At 64.3% G+C, this 21,514-nt stretch carries 23 protein-coding genes; 7 read left to right on the top strand and 16 right to left on the bottom strand.

All coding sequences use genetic code 11. The annotated features are described in order from the left end of the window. Window positions 1-4: 4 nt before the first annotated feature. The 3 genes from ccrA to ACGYK4_RS10215 all read left to right on the top strand — a co-directional run bounded on the left by ccrA (window position 5) and on the right by ACGYK4_RS10215 (window position 3,968). Window positions 5-1,285, top strand: coding sequence for a crotonyl-CoA carboxylase/reductase (ccrA, locus tag ACGYK4_RS10225; protein ID WP_209217441.1), 1,281 nt, complete (start codon window positions 5-7; stop codon window positions 1,283-1,285). Window positions 1,286-1,629: 344 nt separating this feature from the next. Next, complete coding sequence (locus tag ACGYK4_RS10220; protein ID WP_394456311.1) at window positions 1,630-2,349, top strand: autoinducer binding domain-containing protein; 720 nt, start codon at window positions 1,630-1,632, stop codon at window positions 2,347-2,349. 80 nt (window positions 2,350-2,429) lie between these two features. Continuing rightward, window positions 2,430-3,968, top strand: coding sequence for an ATP-dependent RecD-like DNA helicase (locus ACGYK4_RS10215; protein WP_067261876.1), 1,539 nt, complete (start codon window positions 2,430-2,432; stop codon window positions 3,966-3,968). On the opposite strand, the gene ACGYK4_RS10210 is transcribed toward ACGYK4_RS10215, so the two are convergent. The 12 genes from ACGYK4_RS10210 to ACGYK4_RS10155 form a co-directional block, all read right to left on the bottom strand. Beyond that, a complete protein-coding gene (locus ACGYK4_RS10210; RefSeq protein WP_271689357.1) occupies window positions 3,965-4,732 on the bottom strand; it encodes a TIGR02186 family protein in 768 nt (255 codons plus the stop codon). The genes ACGYK4_RS10215 and ACGYK4_RS10210 overlap by 4 nt on opposite strands. Continuing rightward, window positions 4,729-5,643 (bottom strand): sulfite exporter TauE/SafE family protein, encoded by a 915-nt coding sequence (locus tag ACGYK4_RS10205; RefSeq protein ID WP_394456310.1) that lies wholly within the window; start codon window positions 5,641-5,643, stop codon window positions 4,729-4,731. The genes ACGYK4_RS10210 and ACGYK4_RS10205 overlap by 4 nt, the downstream gene beginning before the upstream one ends. Window positions 5,644-5,757: 114 nt before the next feature. Next, on the bottom strand, window positions 5,758-6,726 hold the full coding sequence (locus ACGYK4_RS10200) for an ABC transporter permease (RefSeq protein WP_394413137.1): 969 nt from the start codon (window positions 6,724-6,726) through the stop codon (window positions 5,758-5,760). A gap of 35 nt (window positions 6,727-6,761) precedes the next feature. Continuing rightward, window positions 6,762-7,898 carry an ABC transporter permease gene (locus ACGYK4_RS10195; protein WP_394419152.1) on the bottom strand — a complete coding sequence of 379 codons (1,137 nt, stop codon included), beginning with the start codon at window positions 7,896-7,898 and terminating at the stop codon, window positions 6,762-6,764. Between the two features lies 1 nt (window position 7,899). Next, on the bottom strand, window positions 7,900-9,501 hold the full coding sequence (locus ACGYK4_RS10190; protein WP_394456308.1) for an ABC transporter ATP-binding protein: 1,602 nt from the start codon (window positions 9,499-9,501) through the stop codon (window positions 7,900-7,902). Between the two features lie 136 nt (window positions 9,502-9,637). Beyond that, entirely contained in the window at window positions 9,638-10,639 is a 1,002-nt protein-coding gene (locus tag ACGYK4_RS10185; RefSeq protein ID WP_271689361.1) for a BMP family protein, read from the bottom strand. Window positions 10,640-10,746: 107 nt separating this feature from the next. Next, a complete protein-coding gene (locus ACGYK4_RS10180) occupies window positions 10,747-11,202 on the bottom strand; it encodes a GNAT family N-acetyltransferase (RefSeq protein WP_394456306.1) in 456 nt (151 codons plus the stop codon). Then, entirely contained in the window at window positions 11,199-11,822 is a 624-nt protein-coding gene (gene tsaB, locus ACGYK4_RS10175) for a tRNA (adenosine(37)-N6)-threonylcarbamoyltransferase complex dimerization subunit type 1 TsaB (RefSeq protein WP_394456304.1), read from the bottom strand. The genes ACGYK4_RS10180 and tsaB overlap by 4 nt, the downstream gene beginning before the upstream one ends. Further along, the gene (locus tag ACGYK4_RS10170; protein WP_067261530.1) at window positions 11,815-12,375 is read right to left on the bottom strand and encodes a NifU family protein; all 561 of its coding nucleotides are present in this window, start codon (window positions 12,373-12,375) and stop codon (window positions 11,815-11,817) included. Before ACGYK4_RS10170 ends, tsaB begins: the two co-directional genes overlap by 8 nt. 114 nt (window positions 12,376-12,489) lie before the next feature. Beyond that, window positions 12,490-12,948: a universal stress protein gene (locus ACGYK4_RS10165; RefSeq protein ID WP_040700546.1), complete on the bottom strand. Its 459-nt coding sequence runs from the start codon at window positions 12,946-12,948 to the stop codon at window positions 12,490-12,492. 97 nt (window positions 12,949-13,045) lie between these two features. Continuing rightward, the gene (locus ACGYK4_RS10160) at window positions 13,046-13,924 is read right to left on the bottom strand and encodes a branched-chain amino acid aminotransferase (RefSeq protein ID WP_394402573.1); all 879 of its coding nucleotides are present in this window, start codon (window positions 13,922-13,924) and stop codon (window positions 13,046-13,048) included. A gap of 10 nt (window positions 13,925-13,934) precedes the next feature. Then, complete coding sequence (locus tag ACGYK4_RS10155) at window positions 13,935-14,165, bottom strand: hypothetical protein (RefSeq protein ID WP_067261534.1); 231 nt, start codon at window positions 14,163-14,165, stop codon at window positions 13,935-13,937. Between the two features lie 132 nt (window positions 14,166-14,297). Here ACGYK4_RS10155 and ACGYK4_RS10150 point away from each other — a divergent pair, with 132 nt between their 5' ends. Both ACGYK4_RS10150 and ACGYK4_RS10145 read left to right on the top strand, forming a co-directional pair. Beyond that, the gene (locus tag ACGYK4_RS10150; protein ID WP_394413156.1) at window positions 14,298-15,023 is read left to right on the top strand and encodes a M48 family metallopeptidase; all 726 of its coding nucleotides are present in this window, start codon (window positions 14,298-14,300) and stop codon (window positions 15,021-15,023) included. Window positions 15,024-15,027: 4 nt separating this feature from the next. Beyond that, on the top strand, window positions 15,028-15,384 hold the full coding sequence (locus ACGYK4_RS10145) for a YigZ family protein (RefSeq protein WP_394419157.1): 357 nt from the start codon (window positions 15,028-15,030) through the stop codon (window positions 15,382-15,384). Here the strand turns inward: ACGYK4_RS10145 and ACGYK4_RS10140 are convergent. The 3 genes from ACGYK4_RS10140 to ACGYK4_RS10130 all read right to left on the bottom strand — a co-directional run bounded on the left by ACGYK4_RS10140 (window position 15,381) and on the right by ACGYK4_RS10130 (window position 17,483). Next, window positions 15,381-16,001 (bottom strand): hemolysin III family protein, encoded by a 621-nt coding sequence (locus ACGYK4_RS10140; protein ID WP_209217431.1) that lies wholly within the window; start codon window positions 15,999-16,001, stop codon window positions 15,381-15,383. The two genes, ACGYK4_RS10145 and ACGYK4_RS10140, sit on opposite strands and share 4 nt — an antisense overlap. Before the next feature lie 69 nt (window positions 16,002-16,070). After that, entirely contained in the window at window positions 16,071-16,454 is a 384-nt protein-coding gene (locus ACGYK4_RS10135) for a hypothetical protein (protein ID WP_394456302.1), read from the bottom strand. A 138-nt stretch (window positions 16,455-16,592) separates the two neighbouring features. Then, a complete protein-coding gene (locus tag ACGYK4_RS10130; protein ID WP_394456300.1) occupies window positions 16,593-17,483 on the bottom strand; it encodes a LysR family transcriptional regulator in 891 nt (296 codons plus the stop codon). Window positions 17,484-17,578: 95 nt separating this feature from the next. On the opposite strand from ACGYK4_RS10130, the gene ACGYK4_RS10125 reads away from it, so the two are divergent. After that, the gene (locus ACGYK4_RS10125; protein ID WP_067261541.1) at window positions 17,579-18,073 is read left to right on the top strand and encodes a lactoylglutathione lyase family protein; all 495 of its coding nucleotides are present in this window, start codon (window positions 17,579-17,581) and stop codon (window positions 18,071-18,073) included. Between the two features lie 18 nt (window positions 18,074-18,091). Here the strand turns inward: ACGYK4_RS10125 and rimO are convergent, their stop codons facing one another. Next, on the bottom strand, window positions 18,092-19,465 hold the full coding sequence (rimO, locus tag ACGYK4_RS10120; RefSeq protein WP_394434267.1) for a 30S ribosomal protein S12 methylthiotransferase RimO: 1,374 nt from the start codon (window positions 19,463-19,465) through the stop codon (window positions 18,092-18,094). Window positions 19,466-19,527: 62 nt separating this feature from the next. Here rimO and ACGYK4_RS10115 point away from each other — a divergent pair, with 62 nt between their 5' ends. After that, window positions 19,528-21,465, top strand: a complete 1,938-nt coding sequence (locus ACGYK4_RS10115; protein WP_394456299.1) for an AsmA family protein — start codon at window positions 19,528-19,530, stop codon at window positions 21,463-21,465. Window positions 21,466-21,514: the final 49 nt, after the last annotated feature.

Raw genomic sequence — 21,514 nt, 5'->3', positions numbered from 1 at the left:
CCACATGGCACTGGATACGAAACACGCCGAATATGACGCCCCGCAAAAGGACCTCTATGAAGTGGGCGAGATGCCCCCGATGGGGCATGTCCCGAAACAGATGTATGCCTGGGCGATCCGCCGCGAACGGCACGGCGACCCGGACAGCGCGATGCTGCAAGAGGTGGTCGACGTGCCTAAGCTCGACAGCCAAGACGTGCTGGTCCTCGTGATGGCGGCGGGCATCAACTACAACGGTGTCTGGGCCGCGCGCGGCGTGCCGATCAGCCCCTTCGACGGCCATGGTGAGCCTTACCACATCGCGGGCTCCGATGCCTCGGGCATCGTCTGGGCGGTGGGCGACAAGGTGACCCGTTGGAAGGTCGGCGACGAGGTGGTGATCCACTGCAACCAAGACGATGGCGACGACGAGGAATGCAACGGCGGCGACCCGATGTATTCTCCCAGCCAGCGGATCTGGGGCTACGAGACGCCCGACGGCTCTTTCGCGCAGTTCACCCGGGTGCAGAGCCAGCAGCTGATGCCGCGCCCCAAGCACCTGACATGGGAGGAAAGCGCCTGCTACACGCTGACGCTGGCCACCGCCTACCGGATGCTCTTTGGCCATGAGCCGCATGACCTGAAGCCGGGCCAGAACGTCTTGGTCTGGGGCGCCTCCGGTGGCCTCGGCTCCTATGCGATCCAGCTTATCAACACTGCGGGCGCAAATGCGATCGGCGTGATCTCGGACGAGAGCAAGCGCCAGTTCGTGATGGATCTGGGTGCGAAAGGCGTGCTGAACCGCAAGGACTTCAACTGCTGGGGCCAATTGCCCACCGTGAACACGCCGGAATATGCCGAGTGGTTCAAGGAGGCGCGGAAGTTCGGCAAGGCGATCTGGGACATCACCGGCAAGGGCGTGAACGTCGATATGGTGTTTGAGCACCCCGGCGAGGCGACCTTCCCGGTCTCCACTTTCGTTGTGAAAAAAGGCGGCATGGTCGTGATCTGCGCTGGCACCTCCGGCTTCAACCTGACCTTCGACGTACGCTATATGTGGATGCACCAGAAACGCTTGCAGGGCAGCCACTTCGCCCATCTGAAACAAGCAAGTGCCGCCAACAAGCTGATGATGGAGCGGCGGCTCGACCCCTGCATGTCAGAAGTCTTTAGCTGGGCCGACCTGCCCGAGGCGCATATGAAGATGATGCGTAATGAGCATAAGCCGGGGAATATGTCGGTACTGGTCCAAGCGCCGACGACCGGGCTGCGCACGTTGGAAGACACGCTGGTCGCCCGCGACTGAGCGACACGGATCGGCTAAGATGAAACCCCCGTGGCTTCGGCTGCGGGGGTTTTGCGTGGGCCCCGTCGAAACAGAGGCTTAGCGCCCGAAGCCCCGCTATTTATGGGGGGGCAGAAAGCGCGGATGGTGCAAAATTTCGTACATGCTATGGTTGTATTAATCTGCCATTAACCAAAGCTGGGCGACCCTCATGCGAGATGATTGGATATTGGACGTTTTGGCCGATCTCAGGGCTTTTGCCATGGCGAACCAACTGCCGCGCACGGCGGAACAGTTGGACGACGCGGCGCTGATCGCTCTGGCTGAGATGTCCTTGCAACGCGAAAGGGCCATAGGCCGGACGCATGAGGATAGAGCCGCATCTGGAACGGATTTGGGAAAGGCTGGCGCAGGCTGATGGCCAGCCCGCCCTTGGGCAGGCCTGCAAAGACCTGCGCGATCACTATGGCATTCTGCACGTCGTCTATCACTGGGTCGACACGGCGGGGGTGCAATATGGCTGCGGCACCTATGGCGCGCTTTGGTCTGAGCGCTATCAGGCGCATAACTACCTGCGCATCGATCCCGTGGTCGCGGGCTGCTATCGCCGGTTCGAGCCGGTGGATTGGAAAGACCTCGATTGGTCCTCTCGCGCGGCGCGGCAGTTTCGCCGGGATGCTTTGGACCATGGGGTTGGCGATCAGGGGTTCTCGGTCCCGATCCGGGGGCCGCATGGGCAATTCGCGCTTTTCACCACGAACCACAGTTGCACCGATCGGGTTTGGGCTGCTTTCACCGCGCGGCACCGGCGCGATCTGATCTGGGCGGCGCATTGCTTCAACGAAAAGGCGCTGGCGCTGGCCCCAGAGCGGGCGCCGGGTACGGTGCAGGCACTTTCCCCGCGCGAGGTGGATGCGATGACCCTGCTGGCGGTGGGCTATAGCCGCGCGCAGGTGGCAGACCGTCTGTCGATCTCGGAACATACGCTGCGGGCCTATGTGGAAAGCGCCCGCTTCAAACTGGGGGCGTCCAACACCACCCATGCGGTCGCCCGCGCGCTGAGCCGGGGGCTGATCGTCGTCTGAGGCGGATAATCCACCAGAATCGCAGGCGCGCGGGGCAAAGCCATCTGGCCCCCGGCGCGGGGCTCATTTAGGGTCGCCCAATGACATCTACCGCGCTCACCTATTCCGAAGACCAAGCCGCCGCCCATGACAAGGTGGCCGATATGCTGCGCTCTGCGGGCATCGATCTGGACGACTCGCTTTTGATGCCGCCTGCGGGCGGGCCGGATCAGGTGATGGCGGTGACCGGCAAGGCCGGATCGGGCAAGACCCTGCTGCTGGCCGAGCTTTACCGCGCGCTGGAAGGGGCCGGGGTCGAGATCGTCTCGGGAGATTACGAATCGCGCAAGAAGCGCGAGAAGCGCACCTTGGCGATCCTCGCGCCCACCAACAAGGCGGCGAGCGTGCTGCGCCTGCGCGGGGTGCCCGCGACGACGATCCACCGCATCCTCTATACGCCGGTCTATCACCCCGAGTACGAGCGCATCGCCGAATGGCTGACCGGCAACGGCGAGAAGCCAGAGATTGAGGGCCTCAGTGAAATGGCGCTGGACCGCGCGGCGGCGTTTTTCGCGAACAACAAGTCGGTGCCCGGTGCGCTGGCGGCGGCGGGGCTGCGTGGCAGCGACTTCATCACCGGCTGGAAGCGGCGGGAAGAGCCATTGGACATCGGCTTTGTCGACGAAAGTTCGATGCTGGACGACAAGCAGTTCGAGGATTTGAAAGAGATCTTCCCGACTCTGCTGTTGTTCGGCGACCCGGCGCAGTTGGCACCGGTGGGGCAATCGGGCACGATGGTCTTCGAGAAACTGCCCGAAAAGCGCGTCTTGAACCTCAACCGCATCCACCGGCAAGAGGCCGACAACCCGATCCTTGATCTCGCCCATGCGCTGGCCGATCCGCAGTTGGAGTTTCATGACTTTGAGCGGATGATCGAAGACGCGGCGCGCAAGGATGACCGGGTGGTCTGGGGCCAGCGTGTCGAAGTCGATCTCATGGCGCGCAGCCCGGTGCTGGTCTGGCGCAACGCGACGCGCATCCGGCTCATCAATGCGTTCCGCAGCGTACATGGCGCGCCTGAGGATGCGTTGCTGGCCGGTGAGCCGCTGATCTGCGACGGGATCGAACTGCCGCTGAAACACCGGAAGAAACGGCTGGACCTTGAAGCGCGCGGCCTGATCAAGGGCGCGCAGGTGGTCTATCTGGGCGAGGGGCGCAAGCCCGGCTTCAGCCGCTTGCATGTGATCGGCGCCGAAGACCCGCAGGTGAGTGCCGCCTCAATCGTGAAGATCGAGAAACCCGACGAAGAAGAACCCTTCATCCCTTTCGCCGCCCGCATGGGGGCGACTTTTCTGCACGGGGCGGCGGTGACGATCCACAAGGCCCAAGGCAGCCAGTGGGAGAATGTGCAGGTCTTCGCCCCCGATCTCTATGCCGCCGCGCGGATGGGGCGGAGCGAGGCGGGGCAGCCGCTGTGGAAGCGGCTGGCCTATGTCGCCATCACCCGCGCGCAGGAACGTCTGATCTGGGTGGTGCGCAACCGGCTGAGCAAGCCTTCGGGGCCGCTGCGGGTGGATGATCTGCGGGCCGCGCCAGCGGCGGCGCTGACGCTTGAAGCGACCGAGGATGGCGCGGCTTAGCGGCGCATGAGGCCGAAGACGGCAGAGGCGCCCCAGCCCGCGGCAACCGCGATAAAGAGCGACAGCAGCCCGTAGAGAAACGCCTGTTGATGGGCGAGGTTGAACAGCCAACGCTCCATCCCGACTTTGCGCACGTCGATGATCGTCTCATATTGCGCCACCACATCGCCGCCGCGCGTGAGGAAAATCCGCGTGTCATAGGCCCCTTCGGTGAGCGAGGCGGGCAGGGCGACGGCGGCGCGGAAGAGGGTTTGCTCATCCACCTTCACCCCGTCTTCGATAACTTGGTACAGGTTCGCATCCTTACGCACGCGGATCAGCGCATCGGTGAATTGGGTGGGGTCCGCGATCTCCATCGGGGCGCCGACCGACCGGATGGCGCGGGGGATGGAGATGCGGTGACGCAGGTCTTCGATGCGTTTGAGCACCTCGGCCAGCGGGCCGGAGGTGACCACGGCGTAGAAGCTCGGCGCGCGGTCGACCTCAACCGCGGCGGTGTTCACCCAAATGCCAAAGCGCCGCTCTTTCCGGCGCACCATGACCGGGGCCGAGGGGCCGGAGACGGTAATGACGACTTCGAGCGGCGCGCCATCGGGGATCGGGGTTTCGCGCTTGACGGCCCCGTAGACGAGGATCTCGGACCCGTCGAAATTGGTGGTGATGGAGACTTCGGCCTGGCTGAGGCCAAGCACGATTTCCTCTTCCGCCGTGGCGGTCAGGGCCGTGAAACACAGGCCAAGGAAGGCGATTAGCGCGCGCATCATTCCGCCGCCACCGGGTTGAGGGAATAGAGTTCTGCTGGTTCCAGCAACAGGTCGAGCGCTAGCTTGCCGCAGACCGCCAAGACCAGCACCGCCAGCAGAATGCGCAGCTGTTCGGCCTGCATCCGCACGCCGATCCGCGTGCCCACCTGCGCGCCGAGCACGCCGCCCACCAGCAGCAGCACCGCCAGCACGATGTCGACCGTCTGGTTGGTGGTGGCATGGAGCATGGTGGTGAAGCCGGTGACGAAGATGATCTGCAACAGCGAGGTGCCGATCACCACTTTGGTCGGCATGCCGAGCAGGTAGATCATTGCAGGGACCATGATGAAACCGCCGCCCACGCCCATGATCGCCGAAAGCATCCCGACCGCCGCGCCGACCAGCACCGGCGGGATCACCGAGATATAGAGGCCCGAAACCCGAAAGCGAATTTTGAACGGCAACCCATGCACCCAATAGTGCTTCTTGCGTTTGACCCGGCCCCCCTTGCGGGTGCGGCGGATGGCGCGGAGCGATTCCACGAACATCAGCCCGCCGATAATGCCAAGGAAGACGACATAGCAGAGCGTCACCAGCAGATCGACTTGGCCGAGCGATTTCAGGTAGTTAAAGATGGACATGCCGATGCCGGAGCCGATCAGGCCCCCGGCCAGCAGCACCCAGCCCATTCGGAAATCGACCGTCTTTCGCTTGAGATGCGCCAGAAGCGCCGAGAAGGAAGAGGCCACGATCTGATTGGTAGAGGTCGCCACCGCCACGGCGGGCGGGATGCCGACAAAGAACAGCAGCGGCGTGATCAGAAACCCGCCGCCGACGCCGAACATGCCCGACAGGATGCCCACGATGCCGCCCAAACCCAAAAGGAGGAAGGCGTTGACCGATACTTCGGCAATGGGCAGGTAGATTTGCATGACGTTTCCTAGCCCCGAACGGCCGCGCAGTTCAACATAGCTTGTCGCGGTGAGGCGACCACTTTGACAGGTTGCGCCGATCCGGCCCTCGGGTGCAAGGGCCGGAAGGAAGTGTCAGCGTTCTTTCACATAGGGCTCGCCACCCGCGCGCGGCGGGATCGCTTTTCCGACGAAACCGGCGAGGATCACCACGGTCATCAGGTAGGGCAGGGCGCCCAGAAGCTGGCCCTGCACCTTGATGCCGATGACCGATTGGATCACGTCCGGACGGGTCTCCAGCGCGCCGAAGAGGCCGAAGAGCAGCGTGGCCCAGAGCGCGTACCAAGGACGCCATTTGGCGAAGATCAATGCCGCCAGCGCGATGAAGCCACGGCCCGCCGACATGTCCTTGACGAAACCCGCCTGCAGCGCGGTGCTGAGGTAGGCCCCCGCCACGCCGCAGAGCAGCCCCGCGATGGCCACCGCGGCATAGCGCAGACCCACGACCGAGACACCGGCGGTGTCGACGGCGGCAGGGTTCTCGCCCACCGCGCGCAGGCGCAGGCCGAAGCGGGTGCGGAACAGGATCCACCATGTCAGCGGCACCGCGAGGAAGGCGGCGTAGACGAGGATCGAATGGCCCGAGATCAGCTCTTCGTAGAGCGGGCCGATGACGGGCACGCTCTCCATCGCCTCGGCGAAGGGCAGGGTGATCGGCTCGAACCGCGCGCCGCCAAAGAGCGAGGGCGTGCGGCCGCCTTGGGCGAACCAGTCCTGCGCGATCAGCACGGTCATGCCGGCGGCGAGGAAGTTGATCGCCACGCCGGAGATGAGCTGGTTGCCGCGGAAGGTGATCGAGGCAAGGCCATGCACCGCGCTGAGTGCCAGCGAGGAGGCGATGCCCGCGGCCAGACCCAGCCAGACCGACCCGGTGAGCGAGGCCAGCGCCGCCGAGAAGAAGGCCGCGGCCAGCATCTTGCCCTCGAGCCCGATGTCGAAGACGCCCGCGCGTTCGGAGAAAAGACCGGCAAGACAGGCCAAGAGCAGCGGCGTCGCGAGCCGAACGGTGCTGTCGAGCAATTGGATGAGCGTGATGTAGTCCATAGGTCAGACCCGCTTTCTCAGGGGGGTATAGGGGCTCATTCCGCGCTCTCCGACTGGGCGCTGCGGGGGCCGGGTTTGGGCGGGCCGGGGCGGCGGAACATCAAGAAGAGACGCTCCAGCGGCATCCGCACCATATTGTCGAGCGCCCCGGTGAAGAGGATCACGAGCGCTTGGATGACGACGATCAACTCGCGTGGGATCGAGGTCCAGAGCGCCAGTTCCGCGCCGCCTTGGTAGAGAAAGCCGAAGAGCAGCGCGGCAAAGAAGACGCCTACCGGGTGCGAGCGGCCCATCAGCGCCACGGCGATGCCGATAAAGCCCGCGCCTTCGGTCGCGTTCAGCACCAGACGTTCGCTTTCGCCCATGACGTTGTTGATCGCCATCAGACCCGCCAGCGCGCCCGAGATAATCATCGTGATCATGGTGATGCGCACGGGCGAGATGCCCGCGTATTTCGCGGCCGGCTGCGAATGGCCGTAGGCGCGGATTTCATAGCCCAGACGGGTGCGCCAGATCAGCATCCAGATCGCCACGCAGGCGCCGACGGCCACCAGCAGCGAGACGTTCGCGGGGGCGGATTTGGAGAAGGCGATGCCAAGGGGGGCAAGGAGTTCGTGCAAGGTCGGCAGATGCACGGCCTCGGGGAAGCGGGCGCTCGCCGGGTCCATGCTGCCGGGCGGGCGCATGACGTTGACCAGCACGTAGTTCAGCAGCGCCGCGGCGATGAAGTTGAACATGATCGTGGTGATGACGACGTGAGAGCCGCGCTTGGCCTGTAGCCAGCCGGGGATCGCGGCCCAGACCGCGCCCAGAAGACCGGCCATGACGCCGCAACCGATCAGTGCCAGCGTCCAATGCGGCCACGGGATGTAGAGCGCGGCCAGCGCCACGCCGAGGCCGCCGAGCATCGCTTGACCTTCACCACCGATGTTGAACAGCCGCGCGTGAAAGGCCACGGCGACGGCAAGGCCGGTGAAGATGAAGTTGGTGGCATAATACAGCGTGTAGCCCCAGCCATAGGTCGAGCCGAGCGCGCCCTTGACCATGAGGTTCACCGCCGCGACCGGGTCTTCGCCGATCGACAGGATCACCAGCGCCGAGAGCACGGCGGCCAGCAGCAATGAGATCAGCGGCACGAGGATCACCTCGGCCCATTTCGGCATCACGTCCATCTCAGACCTCCTTGCGCGCGTCGCCGCCCGCCCGGGCGAGATTGGCCTCGACCTCGGCCACGCTGTGTTCGTTCTCGGTATCGGTGATCCCGGCCATCAGCAGCCCAAGCTCCTTTTCGTCGGTCTGATCGGCGGCACGTTCGCCCATGATCTGCCCGTCGAACATCACCGCGATGCGGTCCGACAGGGCGAGGATTTCCTCGAGCTCGACCGAGACCAGCAGGATCGCCTTGCCCTGATCGCGCAGGGCGATGATCTGCTCGTGGATGAACTCGATCGCGCCGATGTCGACGCCGCGGGTGGGCTGGCCGATCAGCAAAAGATCGGGGTTGCGCTCGATCTCGCGGGCCAGAACGATCTTCTGCTGGTTGCCGCCCGAGAAATTCTTGGCCGCCAGCGTCGGATCGGGCGGGCGCACGTCGAAACGGGCCATCTTGTCTTCGGCATCGGCGCGGATCGCGGCATGGTCCATCAGCATGCCGCTGTTGAAGCGGTCGTCGTGGTGGTAGCCGAAGACGTTGTTCTCCCAAGCCTGAAAATCCATGATCAGGCCCTCGCGCTGGCGGTCTTCGGGCACATGGGCCACGCCGCGCGCGCGGCGCGACTGGCCGTCGCTCTTCTTGCCCGAGAGGTCCAGCGGCGTGCCGTTGAGCGTGACGCTGCCACTGCCGTCGGCATAGCCGCCCAGCACTTCCAAGAGTTCCGACTGGCCGTTGCCCGCGACGCCCGCGAGGCCCAGCACTTCGCCGGCGCGAATCTGCAGGTCAATCCCGCGCAGCCGCTCGACGCCCTTGTCGTCGACGACCCGCAGACCCTTGATGTCGAGGATCACCTCGCCCGGGGTGGCGGGCTCTTTGTTGACGCGCAAGAGCACCTTGCGCCCGACCATCAGCTCGGCCAGTTCTTGCGGCGAGGTCTCGGCGGTTTTCACGGTGGCGGTCATCTGGCCACGGCGCATGACCGACACGGTGTCGGTGATCTCCATGATCTCGCGCAGCTTGTGGGTGATCAGGATGATGGTTTTGCCCTCGGAGCGCAGACGCCCGAGAATGCGGAAGAGCTGGTCGGCCTCAGCGGGGGTCAGTACGCCCGTGGGCTCGTCGAGGATGAGGATGTCGGCCTGCCGGTAGAGCGCTTTCAGGATTTCCACGCGCTGCTGCATGCCCACGCCGATGTCTTGAATCTGTGCGTCGGGGTCGACGTTGAGGCCGTAGTCCTTCGACAGTTCGATCAGCGTCTTGCGCGCCTTCGACAGCGAGGGCTTCAAGAGGCGGCCGTCTTCGGCGCCGAGGATGATGTTCTCCAGAACGGTGAAGTTTTCCACCAGCTTGAAGTGCTGGAACACCATGCCGATGCCTGCGGCGATGGCGGCTTGACTGTCGGGGATCTCGGTCTTGCGGCCGCCGATGTAGATCTCGCCCGCATCGGCCTTGTAGAAGCCGTAGAGGATCGACATCAGCGTCGATTTACCGGCGCCGTTCTCGCCGATGATGCCGTGGATCGTGCCCGGCATGACGCGGATGGAGATATCTTTGTTGGCCTGTACCGGGCCGAAGGCCTTGGAGATGCCCTTGAGTTCGATCGCGGGGGCGGTATCGGTCATGTCAAAAGGTCCTGCGGGCGTTGCAGCCCTTGATCTGGCGTTGGTCCATCGCTGCCCCGGTCACGCTGTGGGGTTTTAAAAGGGGCCGCGCCGATGATCGGCGCGGCCCCGGGGGTCGATTGTGGATAAATTGGGCTCAGAAGTCCAGTGCCGGGCAGCTGTCGTTCTCGTAGTAGGAGACCACTTTGATCTCGCCGTCGATGATCTTCTGGCGCGCCTCGTCGACAGCGGCCTTCATCTCTTCGGTCACGAGATCTTGGTTATGCTCGTCGATGGCAACGCCAACACCTTCTTCGGCAAGGCCGAGGGTCACGACTTCGCCGACTTCAAGGTCTTCGCCCGCCATCATCGCGTCATAGACGGCGACATCGACGCGTTTCAGCATGGAAGTCAGGACCTTGCCCGGGTGCAGGTGGTTCTGGTTGCTGTCCACGCCGATCGACAGGATGCCTTCGTCGGCAGCGGTTTGCAGTACGCCCACGCCGGTGCCGCCCGCCGCGGCATAGACGACGTCAGCGCCCTGGTTGATTTGTGCCTTGGTGATCTCAGAACCCTTCACCGGGTCGTTCCACGCGGCAGGGGTGGTGCCGGTCATGTTGGCGATGACGGTTGCGTCGGGGTTGGTCGCCTTGACGCCTTGGGCATAGCCGCAGCCGAAGTGACGGATCAGCGGCACGTCCATGCCACCGACGAAGCCGACGGTGTCGCTCTCGGAGGCCATCGCGGCCATGACGCCGACGAGGTAGGAGCCTTCATGCTCGGCAAAGCTGACCTGACGGACGTTGGGCAGGTCAAGCCAGTTCACGTCGATCACGGCGAACTTGGTGTCGGGATAGTCGGGCGCGACGGTCGCCAGCGGATCGGCCATGGCAAAACCCATGGTGATGATCGGGTTGGCACCGGATTCGGCGAAGCGGCGCAAGGCCTGCTCACGCTGCGCTTCGGACTGCATTTCGATCTCGGCGAACTTGCCGCCGGTTTCTTCGGCCCAGCGGGAGGCACCGTTGAAGGCCGCTTCGTTGAAGCTCTTGTCGAACTTACCGCCGAGGTCGAAGATCAGCGCCGGTTCAGCCGCTGCCGCGCCCGCGGTGAGCGCGAGGCCCGCAGCAGCGCCGAGGAATTTCGTCATGAGGGTCATTTGGTGTCTCCCGGGTTGTGGTGTCGGGCGGTCAATCAGATGCTGCCGCCACGGCGTTTGTGGATCATGTGATCAGGTATAATCTAGGGCGCAGGCGGGGGGTAGGGTCAACCGCTTTTTGAGGGCAAGCCGCCCGGATCGCCAGCGTGACCATGGGTCAAGACGCGTTGCAGGATGCAGGCATCCACGGGTGGGACGCCGCTGCGCGCGTAATAGGCACGGCGGGTGGCGATTTGGGCAAAGCCTTGATTATCATAGAGCGCGCGGGCGGGTAGATTATCGGCTGCGACTTCGAGAAAGGCGCTTTCGCAGTCGGCGGGCAGGGCTGCCAGCCAGTCGCGCAGCAGGGCCCGGCCCAGCCCCCGGCGCTGCTGCGCAGGGTCAACGGCAAGGGTCAGCAATTCGGATTCGCCCGCGATGGTGCGGGTCAGGGCAAAGCCGCCGGGGCGGGTGAAAAGCTGCACGAAGGGGCTGTCGAGCAGGCTTGCAAATTCCGCCTCCTGCCACGGCCTGTCTTGGGTGAAGGCCGCAGCATGGAACGCGGCGAGGGCCGCCGGTGTCACGGCAGCAGAACCGGTGCCGCGTCGCGGGCGGTGGCGGCATCGGCGGGGCGCAGGTAAAGCGGCGCGGGGCGCGGCGGATTGCTGGCAAAGCGGCGCGCGGCGATGAGGGCGATGGCTTCGGCCACAGGCATCGCTGGCGGCTCTCCGCCCGCGCCGATCAGCGGGCCGGTGAAGGCCGGGAGGGCGGCGGCGTCGTGTAGTGCGGGTTCGGAAATGCCGGGGTTGTCAAAGCCTTGCAAGAAAACTTGATCACGGCGGGCATCCACCGCACAGGCACAGGGGCCATCATGGCCTTCGCGCAGCGCGTCAAAGGCATCGACCCCGACCGCTGGAATGCCAAGGCCAAGCGCCAGCCCGCGCGCGGCGGAGACGGCGATGCGGATGCCGGTGAAATTGCCCGGTCCGATGCCGACGCCAAGCGCGGTGAGGTCGGCATAGGCCAGCCCGGCCTCGCTCAACAATTCCTCGCAAAGGACCATGATCCGCTCGGCCTGACCCTTAGTCATCGGCTCGGTGCGGGAGGCCAAGATCCGGTCGCCCGACAGCAAAGCGGCCGCGCAATGCGCGGCCGATGTGTCAAAGGCCAGAATCAGCGGCCCGCTCGCGCCATGCTCAGGCAACCGGGCGCACCTCTGTGACCTCGGGGATGTAGTGGCGCAGCAGGTTCTCGATGCCCATTTTCAACGTCAGGGTCGAAGAGGGGCAACCGGCGCAGGCGCCCTGCATATGCAGATAGACGACGCCACGCTCAAAGCCGTGAAAGGTAATGTCACCGCCATCTTGGGCCACGGCGGGGCGCACGCGGCTGTCGAGCAACTCTTTAATTTGGCCGACGATTTCACCGTCTTCGCCGTCATGCGCGGCGTGGCCGGATGTGGGCTGGTGGTCAGAGGCCATGACCGGCTCGCCGGACTGGAAATGCTCCATGATGGCGCCGAGCAAAGCGGGTTTCACATGGTCCCATTCCACCGCGTCTTGCTTGGTCACGGTGACGAAATCGGTGCCGAAGAACACGCCGGTCACGCCTTCGACCGCAAAGAGCCGTTGGGCCAGCGGGGAGGTCGCCCCGGCTTCGGGGGAGGGGAAATCAGCGGTGCCCATCTCCAGCACGGTCTGACCCGGCAGGAACTTGAGCGTTGCGGGGTTCGGAGTGGATTCGGTCTGGATGAACATGGGGTGTACCTCGCTTTCGGCGTGGCTCCTGATATGCGCCTGCGCGGGCGGCAAGTCAAGGTTTAGAACCGTTCTAAATTGCGGCGCCGGGCATTGGGGCGGGCGGCAGAACGCTTAGGTGATCGCTTCGAGCCGTTCTTTGCTCAGATCGCCGGGCACGATGGTGATCGGCACGGGCAGGGCACCGGCAGAGCGCGACAATTGCGTGACCAGCGGGCCGGGGCCTTTCTTGCGGTCACCGCTGGCGCCGAGAACCAGAACGCCGATGTCGGGGTCGTCGGACAGCTGCTGGATGATCTCATCCGTGGGTTCGCCCTCGCGGATGATCAGCTCAGGATCGACGCCCTGTTTGTCGCGCATCCATTTGGCGAAAACCTCGAAATGCACCTCGATCCGTTCGCGGGCCTCTTCGCGCATCAGGTCGCCAACGCCGATCCAATGGTTGAACTCTTCGGGTGGGATCACCGACAGGACCGCCACGCCGCCGCCGGTGCGCGCCGCGCGCAGGGCGGCGAAACGCATGGCATTCAAACATTCGGTGCTATCGTCCAGCACCACTAGGAATTTCCGCATCAAACCCTCTCTCCGCACCTCCTCCCGGTGCGGTGCGATCATGGCGCGGGCGGGCGGCGCTGGCAATTGCTTTCGCGCGCCGCTGCCGTCCGGGCCTTCAGCCGCGCTGACTTGCGGCCCAATCCCAATACATTTCACGCACCCGGCGCGTGACCGGGTTCTGGTTGTCCCCGGTGCCATATTGCGTCTCGTCAAAGGCGCTGACAGGCGTGACCTTCATCATATTGCCCGACAGAAAGACCTCATCGGCGGCGTGGAAATCGACAAAGCTGAGGACGGTCTCATGCACCTTCATCCCGGCCTCGCGCATGTTCGACATATGCCGCGCGCGGGTGATCCCGGCAAGGAAGGTGCCGTTGGGGATGGGGGTGAAAACCTCACCATCCTTGACCATGAAGACATTGGCGCTAGCGCTTTCGGCGACATTGCCCATGGCATCGGCCACCAGCGCGTTGCCAAACCCTTTGGCGCGCGCCTCGACCATCATGCGGGCGTTGTTGGGGTAAAGGCAGCCTGCTTTGGCGTTAACGACGTTATCCTCCAGCACCGGGCGGCGGAAGCGGGTGCGGGTGAGGGTGGTCGCGGCCTCGGGCGGGGCCATGGGAATGGCCTCAAGGCTGATGGCAAAGCCGGTCGCACCTTCGCGCGGCACGATGCCCAACTCGTCGCCCGCCAGCGCCCAGTACATCGGGCGGATGTAGACGGCCTGATCGCGTGAATAGCTTTTCAGCCCTTCGCGGCACATCTCGATCATATCCTCGGTCTCAACCGTGGGGGTGATCATCAGCGCGCGGGCCGAGCGGTTGATCCGCGCGCAATGCGCCTCGAGGTCCGGGGCCAGCCCGTCGAACAGCCGCGCCCCGTCGAAAACGGTGGTGCCGAGCCATGCGCCGTGATCGGCGGCCTTGATGGTGGGCAGATCGCCGTCATGCCATGTGCCGTTGAAATAGGTCTTGATGTCTGTGCCGGTGGCCATGTGACGATCCTCAGGAATTGCTTCGGTAGATGCCCTCGGGCAGGTTCAGTGCCGCCGTCAGATCGCTCAGCTGCGCGGGGGACAGAGTGATCTTGGCCACACGGTCGGTCCGGGCGTCCCACTGCTCGATCGTGATTTGTCCCGCGAAGGCAGAGACGGTGACGTCCTCGCGCAGGGGCGCGTCGGATTCGTCGATCAGGGTGATGACGGTGGCGTCGAATTCATGCTCGATGGTAAACATGAGGGCACATTAGGCTTTGTGCTCGCGAGCGCAAGGCCGCCGTATGAGCGTCAAAGCGCCGTGAACGGGGGTGGCGGTGGCAGGGCGTCATGATAGACAGGTGGCTCAAGGACCCCCGAGCGAGGATCAGCCGTGAAATTGTTAAATGCCCTTGGCGCATTTGCCGTCATCGCCCTGCTTTCTGCCTGTGAGGTGGCACCGATCCAAACAGGCCCGATCCCGGCCGACAGGCCGCAGACCACGGGGCAGACAAGCCCGCGGCTGAGCGCAAGCGCGGCGGCGCGGAGCTTTGTTCAGGTGGTCCGCACGCTCGAACCTGTGGCCGAACGGGAGTGTCGCAATCGGACGACGGGGATGAACTGTGATTTCAATATCGTGGTCGACGACCGCCCCGGCCAACCGGCCAATGCATTCCAAACGCTTGATAAAAATGGCCGCCCCATCGTGGCGTTCACATTGGCGCTGATCGCCGATGCCCGCAACGAAGACGAGCTTGCCTTCGTGCTGGGCCATGAGGCCGCACATCACATCGCGGGCCATATTGAACGCCAGCAGCAAAACGCCATGGCGGGAGCGGTGATCTTTGCCGGTCTCGCCACGCTGAGCGGCGGCGATGCCAATGCCGTGCGCACGGCGCAGGAATTGGGGGCAGAGGTCGGCGCGCGGCGTTATTCCAAGGATTTCGAGCTTGAGGCCGACGCCCTTGGCACGATCATCACCGCGCGGGCGGGCTATGACCCGCTGCGCGGGGCCGAGTTCTTTACCCGCATTCCCGATCCCGGCGACCGTTTCCTTGGCACCCATCCGCCCAATAACGCCCGGATTGATATCGTGCGGCGCACAATGGCGGGACTGTAACGCTTTGCGCAAACTGGGGCAGGTGCTGAACGACCGCGGGTCGAAATATGCGGTGTCGGGCTGCCCTGCGCGCAACCGGGCCGAGGTCGATGCCGCGTTGAAAGACCTCAAACGCGACAAATCCTACGCCAAGGCCACGCATAACACTTGGGCGGTGCTGCTGTCGGATGGCGGCCCGCTCAAAGGCGACGATGGCGAATCCGGCGCGGGCATGGTGATCCTGCGGATGTTGGAGCGCGAGGGGCTGACCGACCATCTGATCGTCGTCACCCGCTGGTACGGCGGCAAACATCTGGGCGGCGACCGGTTTCGCCATGTGCAGACCTGCGTGCGGGCCTATCTGGATGCGCCCGCAGGCTAAAGGCTGAGCGCGATGGCGGCAAAGAAACAGGCCGTGGCGACCAGCACGAAGACATGCCAGATCGCGTTCTGATAGCGCATGCCGGGATGGGCATAGACCAAGGTGCCCGCCGAATAGGTCAGCCCGCCCGCGGCCACCAGCGCCAGTGCCGCCCCCGGCAGATTGTGCCACATCGGGTAGATCAGCAGCACCGAGAGCCAGCCCATACCGAGGTAGAGCGCGAGTGATCCGCGCGCATCGGTGCGCCAGAACCAGAGCTTGGCCACCGCGCCGATTACCGCCAGCGCCCAGACCACGCCGAGGATGCCATAGGCAAAGCCCGAGCCGATCACCATCACCAGCGGCGTATAAGTGCCCGCGATCTTAAAGTAGATCGCCGCATGATCGACCCGGCCTAGAAAGGCGCGGCTGCGGTCGAAGGGCAGCAGGTGATAGATGGCAGAGGCGGTGAAAGAAGCAAGGATGCAACCTGCGTAGATCGCCGTGGCGGTCAACTGCCCCTCTTGCCCGGCGGCATGGATCATCAAAAGGATGCTGGCGGGAATGGCGAAGCCGAGGCTCAGCACATGCACGGTGCCGTCGGCCAAAGTCTCAGCGATGGAGGTCGGATAGCCCATGACAGAAAGGTAGCAGCGAAACCGCCCTCTGCCATGGGTGACGAAAGGTAAAGCGCAGAGCCCGGTGGATCAGCGCGGTTTGTTGCCGTCGATCCAGCGCGACATCAGGGTTTTGTCGCGAAAACACTCCAGCGGGACATCGCGGCGTTTCAACCGCGCGATGCGTTCGGCAAAGGCGACTTGTTTGGCGGAAGGGTAGGCGGCAAAGGGCCCCTCCAACGCTTGCGGTTTATGGGCGTCGATCCATTCCGAGACCGCCGCGCGATCCGCTTCGATGCCTTTGGGAAGTTCTTCGCCCGTTCGCTTGGCGAGGGACTGGGCGTATTGCATCTGTTTTTCGGTCGCGGGCATGCGGCGGTCGGCCTGTTTGGGCTGTGCGCTGTCACTGCCCCGCGGCGGGCGGCCCTGCTGGTCAGGGTCGAAGATGCCGGGAAACTGAGGTTGAAAAGACATGTGGTCATTCCTCTGCTACTGCGTTCTACATATAGAACAGAAAGGGAACAGGTTCAAGTCTCTCCGTAATCTCGCCCTTCCATGGTGGTATATCTAGTAGCGGGGGTGTTTTGTTCCGCAATATCTGCGATGGGTGCGCTATCGCAGCTGTTCCGCCGCCTCTGCAATCAGTTCCGCCGTCTTCACCATCCGCGCGGGCAGGGGCCGCCCGCGCCGTGAGGCGAGCCAGAGGTCATGCCAACGCCGCTTGGGCAGAGGCAGCAGCCTGAGCCGGTCCTTGGCGTCAAAGGTTTCGACCCCGCTGCGGGGCAAAAGCGTATAGCCCACGCCCCGCGCCACTGCCGCTGGGATCTGGCCGATCTGGTTCACATAGCCACGCAGGCGCATCCGGTCGGCCCCCGGATAGCTGTCCGGGAAATTTAGCTGGAGCAGATCGTCGGCATAGGCGAAGCCATCGGGGTGGGCGATGAAGCCCCGGCTTTCGAGATCGGCAAAACTTTCTATCCGTTCCAATGCATTAACCGGCAGCACGAGGCAAAGTTCCTCGCGCCCCAGATGCCGGGCCTCGAGCCTTGCATGGGCAGGGTCATCGGCCAGCACGCCCAGATCGAAGCGCCCATCGAGCAGCCCGGCGCGGATGGTGGCTTGAGGGGCGGCTTCGAGGTGGAGAGAGAGGTCGGGCGCTTGGGCCATCCACTCCAGCAGGAGCGGCTGAAGCAGCATGGCGAAACTGCCGGAGCAGGCGATATGCACCACGCCCCGGTCGGGCAGGTCGGTCGCGATGCGTTCGCGCAGGCGCTGCTCTTCGCGGCGGCGGGCAAGGCCGGTTTCAAACAGCGCTTCGCCCGCCGGGGTCAGGGTGAAACTTTTGCCATCGCGCGCGATCAGCGGCTGGTCCAACTGGTCTTCCAGCTTACGCAGATGCTGCGACACCCCCGGCTGGGTCATATTGAGCCGCTGCGCCGTGCGGGTGAAATGGCCGGTCTCGCAAAGGGTGGTGAAGGTCTCAAGCCAGGTGGCGTTCAGCATGGCAAACAGTTCGTTATGATTTCGATGAGATTTGATAATTTCACATGTGAGGTGCGCCTGTCTATCTCAACCTCAACGCAAACAGGAGACCGCATATGACCACCCCCCGTACCTTTTCCCACATCGGCCTATCCGTGCCGGACCTCGACGCCGCCGTGAAGTTCTATTCCGAAGTTCTTGGGTTCTATGTCGTGATGCAGCCCACCGAAGCGGTGGAAGAAGACACCGCCATCGGCGTCATGTGCACCGATGTCTTCGGCCCCGGTTGGGGATCGCTGCGCATCGCCCATTTGGCGACAGCGGATGGCATCGGGATCGAAATCTTCGAGTTCCCCGGCAACTACGCCCCCGAAGAAAAGTTGGAGCATAAGCGCCACGGCACCTTCCACTTCGCCATCCAAGACCCTGATGTCGAAGGTCTGCTGGAGCGGATCATCGCGGCGGGCGGCAAGCAGCGGATGCCGGTACGGGAGTATTTCCCGGGCGAGAAACCCTACCGCATGGTCTATGTCGAAGACCCCTTCGGCATCGTCTTCGAGCTTTACAGCCACAGCTATGAGCTGACCTATTCGGCAGGCGCTTACGCCTGAGAGAAACCCGCGGGGGCGTCAGGTGATCTGACGCCCCCAAAGATCGTATTCGCCCGCCTCTTCGACTTCGACGGTGACGATATCGCCGACCTTGAGGTTCTGGAAATCCTCGTCGATGAAGAGATTGCCGTCGATCTCGGGCGCGTCGGATTTGGTGCGGCAGGTGGCGGCGTCTGCGTCGATCTCATCCACGATCACGTCGAGGTGTTTGCCGACCTTGGCGGCGAGCTTGGCCTCGGAAATGGCCTGCGCCTTTTCCATGAAGCGCTCCCAACGGTCTTGCTTGATCTCGGGCGCCACATGATCCGGCAGCGCGTTCGACCGCGCGCCTTCGACGTTTTCGTATTGGAAGCATCCGACCCGGTCGAGCTGCGCCTCGTCCAGCCAATCGAGCAGGGTCTGGAACTCCGCCTCCGTCTCACCCGGGTAGCCGACGATGAAGGTCGAGCGCAGGGTGATGTCGGGGCAGGTGGCGCGCCATGCGGCGATCTCATCGAGGGTTTTCGAGGCGGCGGCGGGGCGGGCCATGCGTTTCAGCACGTCCGGATGCGCGTGCTGGAATGGAATGTCGAGGTAGGGCAGCACCAGCCCCTCGGCCATCAGCGGGATCAGCTTGCGCACATGCGGGTAGGGGTAGACGTAGTGCAACCGCACCCATGCGCCGAGGGAGCCGAGATCCCGCGCCAGATCGGTGATATGGGCGCGGTGGCCGCGGTCCTCGGCGTGTTTGATGTCGACCCCGTAGGCCGAGGTGTCTTGGCTGATGACCAGCAGTTCCTTGACGCCGTTGTCGACAAGCCGCTCGGCCTCGCGCATCACCGCATGGGCGGGGCGCGATTGTAGGCGGCCCCGCATGTCGGGGATGATGCAGAACTTGCACTTGTGGTTACAGCCTTCGGAAATTTTCAGATAGCTGTAGTGCCGTGGGGTGAGCGAGACCTGCTGTGCGGGCAGAAGGTCGATGAAAGGATCGGGCGCGGGCGGCACCGCGCCATGCACCGCGTCGAGCACCTGTTCGTATTGATGCGGGCCGGTGACGGCGAGAATGCGGGGGTGATGTTCGCGGATGTAGTCCGGCTCGGCCCCCAGACAGCCGGTGACGATCACCTTGCCATTTTCGGTCAGCGCCTCGCCAATGGCATCGAGGCTTTCGGCCTTGGCGCTGTCGAGAAACCCGCAGGTGTTCACGATCACCGCATCGGCGCCCGCGTAATCGGGCGAAACGCCATAGCCCTCGGCGCGGAGCCGGGTCAGGATGCGTTCGGAATCGACCAATGCCTTGGGACAGCCGAGGCTGACCATGCCGATGGTCGGCTGGCCAGGGCGGGCGGGATCGCTGATCTTCGCCTGCGGGGCGAGGTCGGGGCGCAGATTGGGTGGGTTTGTGCTCATGGCTTGCGCTATAAGGCAAGCGGATGAGCGGGGAAAGAGCCGCCGGGCAGGAGGAGAGAGCCATGAGATGGATTATAAGGGTCATCGGCGCGCTGTTGCTGATCGTCGTGATCATGCTGGGGGCGCTGTTCCTGCTGCCCGGCGAACGGATCGCGCGGATCGCCAGTGAGCAACTCAGCCGGATGACCGGGCGGGAGGTGTCGATCACCGGCGATGTAGGCGTGACGCTCTGGCCGGTGCTGGGGGTGACCGCGGGCGGGCTTGAGGTCGGCAATGCCGATTGGACCGACAAGGGCGCGCTGCTGACGGCGGCCAACGCGGCGATTGGGGTGGATGCGGGCGCGCTTTTGCGCGGTGAGATACGCATCACCAATATCGCGGCGCAAAGCCCGGTGATCCGGTTGGAGCAACGTCTTGATGGGCGCGCAAGTTGGCAGTTCACCGACAGCGCCAGCGGCGCGCGGATCGAGACCGAGAGCGCGCCGAGCGCCAGCCGCCGCCCGCTGAGTATTCAGAAACTGACGGTGACCGATGCCACGCTGATCTATGACGCCGAAGGGGCGGATCTGCTGCGCTATGACGGTGTCAATCTGGCGCTGGACTGGCCCGAGCGGGGCGGGGCGGCGGAGATCACGGCCAGCATGGCGCCAGCGGGCGAGCCGGTTAAGCTTGCTGCGCGGATCGAAGGATTTGCGGATTTTCTGGAGGGCGGCGTGCAGCCGCTGCGGGCAGAGGTCACTACGGGCGGGGGTGAAGCCCTGTTCGACGGGCGCGGCGCGCTCAACGGGGCGCTGGCGGGCGACCTGCGGATCGACAGCGCCGATACGGCGCGGTTTCTGGCGTCCTTTGGCGCGGGCGGTGTCACGCTGCCGCGGGGCTTGGGCCAGTCGATCGATCTGCGCAGTGGGCTGACGCTGACGGCAGATCGGCGCTTGGCGCTGCGCAATATCGCAGTGGATTTGGGCGGCAACAGCCTGACCGGGCAAGCCGATCTGGCGCTGAACGGCACGCCGACGATCACCGCGAACCTGCGCACCGGGGCGCTGGACCTCTCGGCTCTGTCGGATGAAACCACAGAGACGGACAGCAGCGACAGCCCGACAGCGGCAGGTCTTGAGGGGTGGTCACGGCAAGAGATCAACGCGGATTGGCTTGCGGCTTTTGACGGCGACATCGCGCTGAGTGCTGAGAGCATCGATCTGGGTCAACTCGCGCTTGGGGCCACACGGGCCGTGCTGCGCAACGACCGCGCGCGGATGGTGTTCGATCTGCAGGATATGAGTGCCTATGGCGGCAAGGTCGCCGGTGAATTCGTGATGAATAACCGCAGCGGTCTGTCGGTGGGGGGCAAGCTGACGGCGCAGGGCGTGCAGATGCGCGATCTGTTGGAGGATACCGCCGGGGTGACGCGCTTTACCGGGGACGGAACTGCGGAAGTGTCGTTCCTCGGCTCCGGGCAATCGGTGGATGCGATCATGCGCTCGCTCAATGGGGCGGGGGTGCTGACCATGGGGCGCGGCACGATTGCGGGGATCGATTTGGATGCGCTGTTGGGATCGGTCGATGCTAAGGGAGGCAGTACGGTATTTGATTCCGTGGAGGCGACGTTCGATATCGCTCAGGGTATCCTGCGCAATGACGATCTGCTGATGCTGCTGCCGAACTTCAACGCGACCGGGGAGGGGCGGGTCAATCTGGGCGCACGGACGCTCGACTATACGGTCACGCCCAAGGCGCTGCGCGTCAATGCGTCGCGCGGCGGGCTTGCGGTGCCGGTGCGGATCAGGGGGCCTTGGGCCGACCCTGAGATCAAGGCCGACCTGCGCGCCGCGATTGATTTGAACTTTGCCGAGGAAAAGCAGCGGGCAGAGGATGTGGTGCGCCAGAAGATCCAAGAAGAGCTGAACATCGCGCCGGATGACAGCCGCTCGACCGAGGATATCGTGAAGGATGAGTTGGAGAATGCCTTGAAACGCGAGTTGTTCAAGCTTTTCGACTAGCGCGAAGCCTTGCCCGCCCGCCCTTTGTGCGAAACTCATGGTGGCGCAG

This window comes from Sulfitobacter sp. 1A13368 (genome assembly GCF_043557275.1).
Taxonomy (GTDB): Bacteria; Pseudomonadota; Alphaproteobacteria; order Rhodobacterales; family Rhodobacteraceae; genus Sulfitobacter; species Sulfitobacter faviae.
The sequence above is the reverse complement of the archived record's forward strand: the minus strand, read 5'-3'. Positions and strand labels throughout refer to the sequence as shown.